Origin of the sequence: Bacillus sp. DB-2 (genome assembly GCF_003315125.1) — a bacterium.
Classification (GTDB): Bacteria; Bacillota; Bacilli; order Bacillales; family Bacillaceae_G; genus Bacillus_A; species Bacillus_A mycoides.
Genome location: NZ_QNRN01000002.1, coordinates 290174 through 304878, shown reverse-complemented (window position 1 = coordinate 304878; position 14705 = coordinate 290174). Strand labels below are relative to the sequence as shown.

12 protein-coding genes and 1 pseudogene are annotated in these 14705 nt (G+C 36.6%); 11 read left to right on the top strand and 2 right to left on the bottom strand.

What is annotated here, in order from left to right; all coding sequences use genetic code 11:
* Nucleotides 1–173: 173 nt before the first annotated feature.
* The gene (locus tag DET63_RS04520) at nucleotides 174–935 is read right to left on the bottom strand and encodes an MBL fold metallo-hydrolase (RefSeq protein WP_113935988.1); all 762 of its coding nucleotides are present in this window, start codon (nucleotides 933–935) and stop codon (nucleotides 174–176) included.
* 358 nt (nucleotides 936–1293) lie between these two features.
* Here DET63_RS04520 and DET63_RS04515 point away from each other — a divergent pair, with 358 nt between their 5' ends.
* From DET63_RS04515 to DET63_RS04490, 6 genes are all read left to right on the top strand, one after another.
* Nucleotides 1294–1704 carry an Lrp/AsnC family transcriptional regulator gene (locus DET63_RS04515; protein WP_113935987.1) on the top strand — a complete coding sequence of 137 codons (411 nt, stop codon included), beginning with the start codon at nucleotides 1294–1296 and terminating at the stop codon, nucleotides 1702–1704.
* Between the two features lie 558 nt (nucleotides 1705–2262).
* Nucleotides 2263–3132, top strand: coding sequence for an ABC transporter permease subunit (locus DET63_RS04510; RefSeq protein WP_063225630.1), 870 nt, complete (start codon nucleotides 2263–2265; stop codon nucleotides 3130–3132).
* 1 nt (nucleotide 3133) lies between these two features.
* On the top strand, nucleotides 3134–4123 hold the full coding sequence (locus DET63_RS04505) for an ABC transporter permease (protein ID WP_113935986.1): 990 nt from the start codon (nucleotides 3134–3136) through the stop codon (nucleotides 4121–4123).
* Between the two features lie 129 nt (nucleotides 4124–4252).
* Nucleotides 4253–5680 carry an IS4 family transposase gene (locus DET63_RS04500; RefSeq protein WP_113935985.1) on the top strand — a complete coding sequence of 476 codons (1428 nt, stop codon included), beginning with the start codon at nucleotides 4253–4255 and terminating at the stop codon, nucleotides 5678–5680.
* A gap of 249 nt (nucleotides 5681–5929) precedes the next feature.
* Nucleotides 5930–7018 carry a phosphotransferase enzyme family protein gene (locus DET63_RS04495; protein ID WP_181777890.1) on the top strand — a complete coding sequence of 363 codons (1089 nt, stop codon included), beginning with the start codon at nucleotides 5930–5932 and terminating at the stop codon, nucleotides 7016–7018.
* A 144-nt stretch (nucleotides 7019–7162) separates the two neighbouring features.
* Entirely contained in the window at nucleotides 7163–8593 is a 1431-nt protein-coding gene (locus tag DET63_RS04490) for an IS4 family transposase (RefSeq protein ID WP_113935984.1), read from the top strand.
* 324 nt (nucleotides 8594–8917) lie between these two features.
* Here DET63_RS04490 and DET63_RS04485 read toward each other — a convergent pair whose 3' ends face one another.
* Nucleotides 8918–9676 (bottom strand): NAD-dependent epimerase/dehydratase family protein, encoded by a 759-nt coding sequence (locus tag DET63_RS04485; RefSeq protein WP_113935983.1) that lies wholly within the window; start codon nucleotides 9674–9676, stop codon nucleotides 8918–8920.
* A gap of 142 nt (nucleotides 9677–9818) precedes the next feature.
* Here DET63_RS04485 and DET63_RS04480 point away from each other — a divergent pair, with 142 nt between their 5' ends.
* The 5 genes and pseudogenes from DET63_RS04480 (at nucleotide 9819) to DET63_RS04460 (ending at nucleotide 14691) form a co-directional block, all read left to right on the top strand.
* Nucleotides 9819–10706 carry a LysR family transcriptional regulator gene (locus DET63_RS04480; RefSeq protein WP_113935982.1) on the top strand — a complete coding sequence of 296 codons (888 nt, stop codon included), beginning with the start codon at nucleotides 9819–9821 and terminating at the stop codon, nucleotides 10704–10706.
* 147 nt (nucleotides 10707–10853) lie between these two features.
* Nucleotides 10854–11099: pseudogene (locus tag DET63_RS30525) on the top strand (GNAT family N-acetyltransferase); the annotation flags it as partial.
* Nucleotides 11100–11489: 390 nt separating this feature from the next.
* Nucleotides 11490–12164: a response regulator transcription factor gene (locus tag DET63_RS04470; RefSeq protein ID WP_001142154.1), complete on the top strand. Its 675-nt coding sequence runs from the start codon at nucleotides 11490–11492 to the stop codon at nucleotides 12162–12164.
* Entirely contained in the window at nucleotides 12161–13528 is a 1368-nt protein-coding gene (locus tag DET63_RS04465; RefSeq protein WP_113935981.1) for a sensor histidine kinase, read from the top strand. Before DET63_RS04470 ends, DET63_RS04465 begins: the two co-directional genes overlap by 4 nt.
* 182 nt (nucleotides 13529–13710) lie before the next feature.
* On the top strand, nucleotides 13711–14691 hold the full coding sequence (locus DET63_RS04460) for an alpha/beta hydrolase (protein ID WP_113935980.1): 981 nt from the start codon (nucleotides 13711–13713) through the stop codon (nucleotides 14689–14691).
* The last annotated feature ends 14 nt before the right edge of the window (nucleotides 14692–14705 follow it).

Below are 14705 nucleotides of genomic sequence, written 5' to 3'. Positions count from 1 at the left end.
ACAACTTAACAGTAAAAAGCCAATTATTCTCTTAGAGTACCGTTGAAGTGCACCCCGATTGTTAGACTGTGTCTAACAATCGGGGTGCACTTCAGAATAATCGGCTTTTAAAATAATTAATGAGACCCTTTACGGATCTCATGTTTAGCTAAGATTGCTGTGTGTTTCTTTACCTAAAACGTGTAAGATTCACCATCGTCTGGTATTAACACATTAGACGTGATTCCTTTTTCATGAATAAAGCTCTTTAATTCTTCTCTAGACAATGCCCAATGGTTTATAGCTTCCATATGAACAGCAATAATTTTTGCGTTGGGAGCAGCCTTATACACTTCATAAACATCATCTTTCCCCATGACAAGAGAACCACCTTCAAAGAATTGGTTATCTCCAGCATTTACTACAATGATTTCTGGTTTATGTGTATCAATCACTTCTTGGACAGCGTCGTACCATACTGTATCCCCAGCTACATACAATGATTGCTCAGTTGAGTGCTTGAAGACAAAGCCACACACTAAACCAGTAAGTTTTAAAATTTCTCCTCTTCCGTGTTCGCCTTTTGTTTTGATTAATTGGATATTCTCAAAGACTGTATCCTCTTGTAAAGCCTCCACATTTTGAAAACCGGCGTTTCTAACTTCTGTAGCATCCTCTTCATTTTGTATAAACATTTTTATATCTTTTGGCAATATTCTTTGAGCTGCCTCATCAAAGTGATCTAAATGCAAATGAGTCAAAATGACAGCATCTATATTATTAATAATATTTTCAACGGATACTGGTAAGCTAACTAAAGGATTATTTTGATCTTGTCTTGGTGAATTTGGAAAAGGTGAGTAAGTACCTTTCTCAGCTAACATTGGATCTATTAAAAACTTTTTTCCTGCATATTCTACAACGATCGTTGCATTCCTAATTTGTGTGATCTTCATATTTACACTTCCTTTTATTTTTGTTTAGTAACTTACGTATATTCTATAACACTTGCAATATATATTTACATAGATAAAATCAAGTGTTTTTGTAGTTTGACTTGAATTTTGAAAGACCCAACATGTTTTTGTGTTCATGAGTATTAATTAAGCTAAACCACATTTCAATTGAAGAAATATAGAGATTCATTTAAAATAATGTGTGGAGAAAAAGAGTCACTTTATTCTTTTTTAAGTAAATGTGCTGAGCTATTTCAAAAAAATTTGTCATCAGCACAATTTTTAGCATTAACAAACTTATTAAAAAGCACTTCATTTACGTAAAGATTTTTACACTTTTTTGAAAGGATTTGATTTTATGCTGGATCATACAGACATGCGAATATTAGAAGAATTATCTGGAAATAGTCGTATCACTATGAAAGAATTAGGAGAGAAAGTTCATTTGACAGGACAAGCCGCCGCATCTAGAGTTGCTAAATTAGAGGATAATGGGGTAATTGAAGGTTATAGCATTAAAGTAAATCAAGTTAAATTAGGTTGCTTTATGTATGCTGTTATTAATATCTATATAAAAGATACACATCATCAACCGTATCTTTCATTTATTAAAACATATGAGAAACACATCATAAATAACTATAAAATTAGTGGGGAAGGTTGTTATCTTCTTGAATGCAGATTTCCATCTAATGAATCATTAGATCAATTTTTAATGGATTTAAACAAGTATGCAAACTATAAATTATCCATTGTAATCAAGAAATAATACAGCACTAAAAATGTTCGTTTAATTCAAAATAGATAACTAATAAAAAGAAACGATTTTGAAAAAAGTTTTAAATAAACTAATCAAAACAGTTTCTTTTTCTTATGAAATTTTAGCTTGATGGCGATGTGGTGCGACCCCATCGCCATCAAGCTAAGAAAAGCAAATACCCCCAAAACGAAAAAATAAACTTTTTATTACAAGTTAGCACAAAATCTTATTGTGGGTAGTTGTATTTTTTTTGCCTGATAGCAATGTGACGGTACCCCTGTAAGAAGTTCCATTACGGCCTTTTCAAACTCCTCAACGGTAATAGAATAGGCTAAAGATCATCCGTTTTTTCACGGACTTCCCTTATCCTAGGAAATACAAAACTATCAAGGACTTTAAAATAACGATGCTCTAAATGATGTTAGATTTTAGCCAATTCTATAATAGAGCTCCATATTTTTGTAAATGCCCCGTTGAAAGTTTACCTATACCGATATAAGGGTTTACATTTCTGAAAATTAAATCTATTATTAATAGTGGAAAATTAAGTAAGAAGGATGTGGTTCTGTGTCGAAGAAAATCATTCTATCAGGCTGGGAGCTAATTATTCATCTATTGTTGTCGTTTGTCGGTATACTAGCGGTTGGCTCTCTACCAATTCTATTCAAAGGGCTTTCAATAGATATTCCAGGGTATTTTAGTAGTATTTATAAAATTTGCGAGAAGATAATACTACATGCTTCATCTATGCAGTATGGTATGAAGATTAAAAAGGATTTGTTCCCACAAATATTTTTTCACTATAAAGAGACGATGGTTATACTCTCAATTTCACTGATTGTTTCATTAATAGTGTCATTTATACTAGTACACGTAATCTTAAGGGTTAACGAAAAATGGCAGAATAGGATTAAAGAATTCATGTTATTTCTTCAATCTTTACCTGACATATTGTTTATTGTTGGTTCCCAATTGTTGGTGGTATGGATATTCCAGAAAACTGGTGTTATGGCAGCACAAGTAGCAGGAATTGGAGACCAGAAGGTGCGACTCTTACCGATTATCTGTTTTTGTATACCTACCGTTATCATGTTTGTTAAGTTCTTACTTCTAAGATTTGAGGATGAGTTGAGAAAGGATTATGTGTTGTTCGCTGCTTCAAAGGGGATGGATCGTCTTCATATTTTAAACCACCATGTACTAAGAAACGTTCTATTAAGTACTTTGTTCTTTGTAAAAGCTAATATATGGTTTATGCTCTCTAACTTATACATAATAGAATCGATTTTCAATACTCTCGGATTCTTTGTTTTTATTAAAGAATACCAAAGTGTTGAGGTATTCACGGTTGGATTAATATTAATTTACTTACCTATATTCTTATTTTTTAAATGTTTCCATTGGTTGGTACCTACTGCGATGAAGGAGAAAATATAATATGTGGAATTATTTAAAACGTGATAAACGGTTCTGGTTAGGTGGTTTATTTTTAACAATATTAATGGTCCTAAGTATAGGAAATACTGTTTTTAATGACGGAAATATACATAAAGTAATCCTTCAATATGATAAAACTGGTTATCCTGAAGTGCCTCCATTTCCACCTTCAATGCAGTTTTTATTTGGTACCGACAGAGCGGGGTACGACTTACTCAATCTGATAATTGAAGGGGCAAAATGGACTATTGGGTTTGCAATCGTAGTAGCCATATTACGCATGGTGTTAGGCGTTATAATCGGTTTTTTACTTGGTGCATATGTTAAAAGAGGGTTTAAAAAAATTGAAGCATTTTTTGATAGTTTTACAATTGTACCAATGGTTATGATTTGTTATTTCATATTATCAGAAGTACTTATTTATGCAAATGGGACGATACCGGCTCCATTTTACCAAAGACTTCTATTTCAATTGGCTGTGATTGTTCTTTTAAGTGTTCCCACTCTATCATTATATGCTGCAAATGAAGTAAGGAAATTGCAAACTGAAGAGTTTGTTGAAGCTGCAAAGATCCTCGGTGGCGGAAAATTATACATTGTTGTTAAGCACATTCTTCCTCACCTGGTTCCAACGTTTATAATAATGCTTATGCAACAATTCGTACAAACACTAACATTGTTGCTTCATTTAGGCTTACTAACTTTGTTTTTTGGTGGAACAGTTCTTTATGGTGATGAGGCTGATTCTGTAACACATGAGTGGACTGGTTTAATTGGGATGTACTATCCTTCTCTATCTGCTGATACTTGGATTCCAATGGTTCCGATAATCTTCTTTAGTTTGACTGTTCTAGCTGCGAATAAAATAACTGATAGTATTCAAGATTCTTTAGAAAAAAACAGAGCTGCCAGTATCTCTGTTAAAAATACTAATAAGAGTGTTTTGCAGGTGCCTGAAAATGAATTGTTTACATTCAAACATCAAGCATAAACACAGCTTTAATTCTCACTTACAAGGGGTATCATCATATCGCTACCAAGTTTATAAAAAGAAATGCCCCCTAAAATGAAAAAATACGTTATTCTTTCTGTAGAATCATAGGAAAGGATGGCGTATTTTATGTCTGTTTCTGTGTCTGACGAATTACAACTATTTGCTCAAGAGATTCAAAGTTTTTTATCTCCATATGCCTTACGGGATCTTGCTAGAGATGTTGGTTTTGTACAACGAACCAGTAAGTACCAAGCAAAAGATTTAGTAGCTTTATGTGTATGGGTGAGCCAAAATGTAGCTATGACTTCTTTAACTCAGTTATCTAGCTGTTTAGAAGCATCAACAGAAGTACTCATCAGTCCTGAGGGACTAAATCAACGGTTTAATAAGTCGGCCGTCCTACTCTTACAACAGCTACTAGCCGAACTACTAAGCAAAAAATTGGCCGCATCTATGCCGATTTCTTCTCCATACACTTCTGTTTTCAAGCGTATTCGTATTTTAGATTCAACTGCATTTCAACTCCCGGATGTATTTTCATCGGTTTATCCAGGTGCAGGAGGATGTAGCCATACTGCTGGGATAAAAATTCAACTTGAATATGATTTGTTAAGCGGACAGTTCCTACATATTCATACAGGTCCAGGTAAACAACATGATCGTACTTACGGCTCTCTGTGTGCCCCAACTGTGACGGCAAATGATTTATTTATCCGAGATTTAGGTTATTTTCATTTAAAAGACCTTCAATATATACAAGATAAAGAGGCCTACTATATCTCTCGTATCAAGTCGAATACACGTATGTATCAAAAAAATCCTAACCCTGATTATTTTCAAGATGGAAGAATTAAGAAAGGTACAGAGTATATACAGTTAGATATGGAGATGTTACTGAACTCTCTTCAACCAGGACAAACATGTGAAATAGCTGATGCTTATGTAGGAATGATTGATAAAGTGCCAGCTCGTGTAATTGTTCATCGATTAACAAAACAACAGCAACAAAAACGATTACAAGATCAAGCTGTAAGAGAAAAAAAGAAAGGAATGAAGTATTCTTCTCGTAGTAAACGACTCAGTGGTATCAATGTATATATGACAAACACCCCTACAGATATTGTCCCGATGGGACAGGTACATGACTGGTATTCTTTGCGTTGGCAAATCGAAATTTTATTTAAAACGTGGAAGTCATTCTTTCAAATTCATCATTGTAAAAAGATAAAACCAGAACGATTGGAGTGCCATTTATATGGTCAGTTGATTGCCATTCTACTCTGTTCTTCTATCATGTTTCAAATGCGCCAATTGCTCCTCATGAAGAAAAAACGAGAGCTTAGTGAGTATAAAGCCATATATATGATTAAAGACTATTTTCTTCTTCTATTCCAAACTATACAAAAAAACACCCAAGAGCTATCAAAGGTGTTACTTCGTCTGTTCAATCTCCTACAGCAAAACGGGCGGAAATCTCATCGATATGAGAAAAAAACGGTCTTTGATATATTAGGTGTCGTTTACAATTCCATGTCTGATAATCAAGCCGCTTAATTCAAAAAAGTGAAACCCATTAGGGTTTATTTCGTATGCAAATCTTTCAATCACCTACACTTACCCCTTAGAAAAAAGAAACAAATTGACTTTGCATAAGCTTAGCTTGATAGCGATGTGGTGCGACCCCATACCCATCAACTTAGGAAATTCATCGTTCCCCAAAGCAAATAAAATAATTGTGAAATTTCCCTATTCACAATATGATAATAATGCAAGGAAAAATAAGGAAGCGGGGGACGTCGATTTATGAGTGTAGGTATTATGACCCATAACGAGGTTATTAGAATCGGTGATGCATATTTACTTCCATTAGTATCAAACTTGTACGGGTTGCAAGGCTATGAAGTCAAGCCGGTTAAGGCACATACCGGAGGGCGTAATGTCGTTTATACCTGTGAGAAAGAGGGCACTGATGCCAAGATACTTAGAATCTCCTTTTTAAATGACAGAAGCCGAGAAGATTTTCTGGGAGAAGTTGAGTACATCAGGTATTTATTCAAGCATGGAGGAAGTGTATCGGATGTAATCAGCTCTAAGAAGGGGAAACTGCTGGAAGAGATTATCTATAATAATCATACCTTTTTTATCTGTCTATTTAAAAAGGCAAAAGGAAAAATGCTTGTGGAAAATAATTATAGGTACCGGGAAGGAGTTCTGATCTCCGAGTATTATTATAATTGTGGTAAATCCCTAGGAAAACTGCACCAAATATCAAAGGGGTATACTCCTGTCCACCACCGGAATAGTTTTTCTGAAAAGTATAATGCCGAATATGTCGATAAACTTATACCTGACTCGTTATCGCTACTTAAGGAGAAGATGATACAGCTCCTTAAAACCTTAGAAGGATTGGACAGGAACCGTGAGTCTTTCGGTATGGTCCATTTTGATTACAACGATGGGAATTATTCGATAGATTTTGATACGGGGCAAATAACCGTATATGATTTCGATAATTCATGTTACTGTTGGTATATGTTTGACCTTGCAAGTCTCTGGACAAACGGAATGGGTTGGATACAATTTGAACCAGATGCGGATAAACGTAAAAAGTTTATGGATAATTATTTTGAAGTAGTCCTCGCAGGATACAAATCTGAGACCAAAATTGAAAATGCGATGTTAGAAAAGTTACCCTTATTTATCAAGGTAAACCTCATGGAATCTATTATAGAGGAATTCGACTGTATGCGGAACAATGGTGAAGAACCGGAATGCGATGAAGAGTTGTCATATCGCATAAAATGCTTGGAAGACGATATTCCGTATATGGGATTTTTTCATAAAATTTACTCGTGCAAAGAACCCTTTGAGTATGAGGAGCGAAATATATAGTCTTTTTGTAGCAACCTTTAATAATTTCTTAAGTTGATGGGTATGGGGTAGCACCACATCGCCATCAAGCTAAAAAATTGTATCCATAAAACGAAAAAAACGCTATTCTTTTTGTAGAAATATACAGAAAGGATAGCGTTTTTGATGAATCCTATCATTTCAAATGAACTGAATCTTTTCGCACAAGAGCTACAATACTTTTTATCTCCAGTATTCCTACAAGATATCGCCAAACAAGTTGGCTTTGTACAGCGATCTAGCAAGTATCAAGCCAACGAACTCATTGCCCTTTGCGTATGGATCAGCCAAGAAATTGCTAGCACATCACTTACACAATTGTGCAGTCAGTTAGAAGTTTCCACTGGGGTACTTATGAGCTCAGAAGGACTGAATCAACGCTTTAATCCAGCAGCTGTCGCATTTCTTCGAGAAGTCTTTACTTCTCTTCTCACACAAAAACTCTGTTCAAATCACTCACTTTCTGCACACGTGATCTCTACTTTCAATCGTATCCGTATTTTAGATGCAACAGTGTTTCAACTGCCTGACCATTTCGCCACTGACTATCAAGGTTCAGGTGGGAGTAGTAATACCGCAGGCGTGAAAATCCAATTGGAATATGATTTACTTAGTGGTCAATTTCTTAACGTGCAGCTTGGACCAGGAAAGAATAATGATAAAACATACGGTACTATCTGCCTTGAAACCGTAGAAGCGGGCGATTTGTGTTTACGTGATCTTGGTTACTTCGATTTAGGAGACTTACAAACCATTCATGATAAAAATGCTTATTATATCTCGAGGTTGAAGTTAAATACACGCATTTATATCAAGAACCCTGAACCAGAATACTTCAACAATGGTACGTTAAAAAAGCAGACAGAATACATCCAACTTGATATGACACAAATGATGTCTGGTCTAATCCCTGATGAAACGATAGAAATCCCCGAGGTATACATTGGCCAAAACCAGAAACTTCCAGTACGTGTTATTATCCATCGTTTAACCGATGATCAAACGCAAACACGCCTGAAAAACCAAGCGATACGTGAAAAGAAGAAAGGCATTGTCATGAAGGATAAAAGTAAACGTTTAATGGGCATGAATGTATATATCACGAACACGTCGCTAGAAGAAGTACCGACGAACTACGTGCATTCATTATATTCACTTCGTTGGCAGATTGAAATTTTGTTTAAAACGTGGAAGTCATTCTTTGAAATTGATGAATGTAAAAATATTAAAAGGGAACGCCTAGAGTGCCATTTATATGGACAACTCATGGGCATTCTCCTCTGTTCTTCTACAATGTTTCAAATGCGACAGTTTCTGCTTGAAAAGAAAAAGCAGGAGCTGAGTGAATACAAAGCGATTTATATGATTAAAGATTACTTTCCTTTACTGTTTCAAGCGATAGCCGTTGGCACAGAAGAACTTTTAAAAATTCTGCATCGCCTTTATCAGCTGCTCAAAAAAAACGGTCGTAAATGTCATAGGTATAAGAAGATGACCGTCTTTGATATTCTAGGGATTGTGTATAAAACGACGGTGAAGCATAGACAAGCTGCCTAGCGAAAAAATCGCATTTTAATAGGCTTCTTTAGCATGCCTACTTTTTTATCACTTGCTAGTTTTGAAACAAGAATCATTTCGTATCTAGTAATTTACTTGGTTAGCTTGATGGGCATGTGGTGCTACCCCATTATGTTGAAAAGGAAAAGAACATCTGTGGAACTAGTGGTGACAATAGAGTTGTTCCACAAATGAGACAGAAGAATAGTGTGCTCTATCTGGGAAAATTGGAATATTTATGATTATAGAAACTGTAGCTATTGAAAATAGAACAAATAAAAGCTAAATAACAATAATATAATCTCTTTTCTAGATATGCCTTTATCAAGAATCAAAAAACTTAATACCACTTAGTACAAAAGCATCAGAACTTGGGCTATAACCAACTAACTTTCTTGTTCCTTCAATATCAATTCGTTTAAACCTGTTGTTAGATACACCATGTAAAATTGAAAATGGAGGTAAGTTCTTTGCCGTCATCGACTTTAAGAGAAGGTCCATAAAATCTTCTGGGCTTAAGTATGCACTCATATCTCTAGCTGTTAGTGATTTACCATATGGATTATAATCATCATATGCACCTATACGAATAGCAAGACTTTGTAACCCTTCTTCATAAGCAAAATAAGAAGCAACAGCCTCTGCAAAACACTTACTTACCCCGTACATATTTTTGGGTCTCGTGGGTGAATAAGCATGTGGTTGATAATCCAAAGGATAGCCTTCAATTGTTTGAGCACTGGAAGCAACTATCACTTTGGATACATTATTATCACTAGCAGCTCTAAAAATATTATAGGTTCCCTTTATATGATTTTCTAATAAGGAGCCATAAAAATCAGCATTTGGCGAAGGATTACCTGCCAAGTGTATAACTATATCTATACCTTTCGTAAATTCTTGACAAGCAGCTAAATCAGAAACATCTAAATATATGATTTCATGATGTGTATCTTTAAAAGTTTCTAAAGCAGATAAGTTAATATCTGCTAGCCGTAACTGGTAATTCCCTTGCTTATCTAGGAATCTTGTAACATCTTGGCCAATCTTACCTGCAGCACCTGTAACTAAAATTTTTTGCATTTCACTTCATCCTTCCATAAAAAATACATCCCTTGTCAAGGGTCATATAATAGAGCATGCACTTATTGTATGTTGGTAATGGCATTAAATAAAACGAAGAAATATAATGGAGACATGAATAAAATTCATGAGGAGGACCATAGTGACTTTAATAAAATATGAAATATTTAACAAAGTGGCAGAACTCAATAGTTTTACAAAAGCTGCAGAAGTGTTAGGTTTCACCCAATCTGCTGTAAGTCATGCAATTAGCAGTTTGGAAAAAGAGTTTTCCTGTCCTTTATTTATTCGCAATCACTCTACTTTAACATTGACCAAAAATGCAGAGGAGCTTTTAATTACCGTTCGGAAAATTTTATACTATAACAACATGCTGAAGCAGGAAGTAGCCGCTATCAATGGGTTCCAAAAAGGAACAGTAAGAGTGGGGGTTTTTTCGAGTATTTCTAAAAACTGGATTCCTGGTATTCTTAAAAAAATGGAGGAAAAGTTTCCAAATATTGAAATCGAATTACTGGAAGGAAACTATGCTGAGGTTGAGAATTGGTTACAAAACGGGAGATTAGATTGTGGATTTATTAATAATGATACTTACTTTGAATCATTTGAAAAATCCTTTGAAATCGTACAATTGAAGAGGGATCGACTTTTATGTGTTGTATCTAACCAATCCCCATTATGTAAGGAAAACCAAGTATCAATGCAACAAATAGAAAATGTACCTTTTATTATGCCAACATATCAGTGTTATGATGATATTCAAAAAATATTTAGGGAGAATAAAGTTAGCCCCAATATTCGATTCGAAAATATGAATGAATACTCAGTGATCTCCATGGTGGAGAATAATCTAGGAATTAGTATATTGCCAGAAATGATTATACCGACATCAAAAATTTCTTTTGCAGCCATTCCACTTGAAAGTGATAGCTATCGAACTATTGGATTAGCTATAAGAAAACCAACCTCACTCGCGACTAAGAAATTTTCTGAGATTACTAAAAGGTGGGTATCATTTGAATCAATTTAATTTTGCCAAAATCTGAGTTATTTAAACTGATAGGGTTCTTCTTGAACGGAGCAGATTAGTTCAATAAGCAATGAGAAAAAGTTATATATTATGTGTTGATGTAGAACTATAATATAAAAAAATCAGGAGGTAATTATATGGTAATATATAAATTATACGACAGAATACCCTAATAACTTTGACTAATTACTAAACCTATATGAATCTTTATGGTGGAATTCACTTAAATTAACAAGTATTGATTTGGAACGAATGTGCAATCAAAGTTGATACGCGATTTACGCATTTGATGAAAAATAATTAGTGGGTATGGGGCGTGTTATTTCAGATTGTGTAATTACTGGAGTAGTTTGGGGAATATGCGTTCTACCAATCTATCTGTCCGAAGGAATCGCCGCCATGTAAAAATAGCGCTGGGCAATTGAATCATTTTTCCGTTGGATTTAGCTGAACTTGAACGTTTCCGTATTGTTTGGCACAACATCCAATGCGTTGTTCAATCAGTTATTCACAGCTATAATTAATTGCCTATGCTTTGCTGAAATTTCTTCGTGCACAAGGCCAAAAGACAAAATAAACGCTTGTCATTTGCAGGTTTCACACGCCTGTTTCTTTGTGAAGCCTTGTCAATTGAGTGGCAAATTAGTTTGAAAGAAACACTTGAATTCTACAGGTCGATAAATCAAGAAACTGTATTACTTTGGTTAATCAACATACGTGTTAATTTATAGTATAATGATTGCTTGAAATAATGCGGTGGAAAACAGGGGGGAGAGGGAACCGATGCCTACTATACTAGTTGCTGACGACGATGCGAACATTCGCGAACTCGTCTGTTTATTTCTACGCAACGACGGATTCGCAACAGCTGAAGCAGCGGATGGCAAGGAAGCACTGGCCGTCTACATCTCAACGAATGTCGATCTTGTCGTACTTGACATTATGATGCCGATTATGGATGGTTGGACGTTAAGCAAGGAGCTCCGAAGAGCCAATCCTGATCTACCTTTACTTATGCTGACTGCGAGAGGAGAAACATGGGAGAAAGTGAAAGGTTTCGAACTTGGGACGGACGATTATTTAACCAAACCATTCGATCCGTTAGAGTTGACGGTTCGTGTTAGGGCACTACTCAAACGATACAAGATTGGCTCCACGCAGACGATCCATTTAGGGAACGTCATCCTTGATCGACAGACCTATAAGGTGATGAAAGGGACGGAGTCGCTTACGTTGCCGCTAAAGGAGTTCGAATTGCTGTATAAGCTCGCTGGAACACCCGGACAAGTCTATACGCGCGTGCAGTTGATCGATCAGATTTGGGGTATCGATTACGCCGGAGATGATCGAACGGTAGACGTACATATTAAACGGCTGCGTGAGCGGTTCGCGACAACACCCGATTTTCGGATCGAAACGGTGCGCGGACTTGGGTATCGGCTTGAGGTTTATGAATGATCAGATCCTTATATATACGTGTTGTCCTGACATTTTTAGTCTCCATCATCGGGGGCACGATCATTTCTTTTTTGGTGTCAACTTGGATATTCGAAGATAAATTGAACGAAAACGCTCAAATCAACTCACGTAACTTTGGCCAAGACATCGTCCGGATTTACAAGACCTTTCCGTTACGTGAAGCGGACTTGTTCGTAAGTGAAATGAAGCAGCTCGATTCTTATTATATTCGAATTTACGAAGAAACGGGTCAGTTCAAGTCTTACGGTAAACTTCACGGACACAAACCTGCGCCTGTGACGATGGAGCAACTAAAGAAAGTATTAGATGGAGGTGTTGTTCAGGACACTCCTAATGGTATTGCCACGGTCCTCTTAGGGTTGCCGTTGAAAACGGAAATGGGAACGAAAGCGATATTTTTGGAAGCGCTCGCCCCTCCTTCAGCCTCTTTTGTCACAAAGTGGGCATTGGTCTTTGCAACATGTTCGTTGATTGCGGGAAGCTTATTGATTCTAGTTGCCTCTGTATTCCTGGTAAGACCGATAAAAAAGCTGACAAAAGCGACCAAGCGGATAGCATCTGGAGATTTCAACGTCAAGTTGAATATTAAGCAAACGAGTGAGCTGGGTACTTTGGCTCGCAGCTTCGAAGAAATGATGCACGATCTGCAGCAACTTGAGCGGATGCGCAGGGAATTCGTAACGAACGTGTCGCACGAGGTTCAGTCCCCGCTCACTTCGATATCCGGTTATGCTCTAGTGCTTAAGCAAGTTGACCTCTCAGAATACGAACGAAGCCGTTATCTTGATATTATCATCGCTGAAGCGAAAAGGATGTCCAAAATGAGCGATAACCTGCTAAAGCTGAGTTTTCTTGAATCGCAGTCAAAGCAACTGCGGCTCGTCACGCTCAGCCTCGATGAACAAATCCGACGGATAATTGTGGCGCTCCAGCCACAATGGTCTGCTCGCGATATACATTTCGAGCTTGACTTACAGACAGTTAAAGTAACGGCTGATCATGACCTGTTAAATCAGGTATGGACGAATATCCTCAGAAATAGCATCAAATTTTCCGAGGATGCCGGCGTGATTAACGTAAGCATCAAACAAGATATCAAAAACGTCACAATCCTAATATCCGACACTGGTATTGGTATTCACCTTGACGACCAGAAGCGTATATTCGAGCGTTTTTTTAAGGCCGATCGTTCCCACAGTCGTAAGTATGACGGAAGTGGTATGGGACTCGCTATCGTTAAACAGATCGTGTCGCTTCATCAAGGTGACATCCGAGTGAAAAGTGAACCTGGCCAAGGAACGACCTTCATTGTCACCTTGCCAATCACTACACCAACAGATTAGTTAGATTCATTCTCTATGCTACGACTCATATGCAAGCTTACTTGCATATAGAGCCGTAGCATTTTTTTTGGCAGTTCATATTCAGTTCATATTGTCGTCATGGTGAGTACATCTTCATTGGTTAAGTTTTCATTACAGGCACATGAAGGAAGGCAAACAGATCAGGACAGGAGAAGATGACAGTGACACAACAAGAGGAAAAGAAAACGCTGAGCGGAATGAAAATAAAGAAAGTGCGAAACATCTTACTTAAAATCATAGGAGCAATCGTTCTAGCCATTGTACTTTTTTTAGGTATTGTTTATATCGTAAATGTGATGAGTAGTCATTCGGAGCAAAAACGAATAGTGCCCTACGGGCAGCACGTATCTGTAGATGGGAAAAACATGAATGTGTTAATTCAAGGCGAGGGCGAGGAAACGATCGTGCTCCTGCCTGGTTATGGAACAGCTACTCCAGGGCTTGATTTTAAGCTTCTTATCGATGAATTATCTCCATTTTACAAAGTTGTTGTGGTAGAGCCTTTCGGTTATGGATTAAGTGATGAAACTGTAAAAGAGCGAACCACGGAGAATATGGTAATTGAAGTTCATGAAGCTCTACAGCAGCTTAATATTAACAGATACATGCTCATGGGCCACTCCATTACAGGTATTTATGGAATTGATTATGTGAACAAATATCCAAACGAGGTGACTGCATTTGTCGGAATCGATAGCAGTGTTGCAACACAACCGGGTATGGATATCAATTTCCCATTAGAAACGTTTGCATATCTCAAAAAATCAGGCCTCTTAAGATTGGCTATGAAAATCAGTGCTGACCCCTATGCTGGACTGGCATTTGATGAAAAAACCGTAGAGCAAATGAAAATGATTTCGAATAAAAACATGTATAATGACACAACCTTGAATGAGATGGACCATATTTCGTCTAATTTTAAAGGGGCTCAAGGTTTAATCTTCCCTAAATATCTTCCACTTCTTCTCTTTGTACAAGCGAATAGTGAAGATGTAGCAGGATGGATACCTCTGCATGAAGGGCAGATCAAAGACTCGGTACATGGAAAAGTAGTAACCATGGATGGATCACATTATTTACACCATACCAAATTCAAAGAAATCGCTGAAAACGTTAGACTATTTATGAAAGAAGTAAAGTAAGTGTTCAGAGAAAT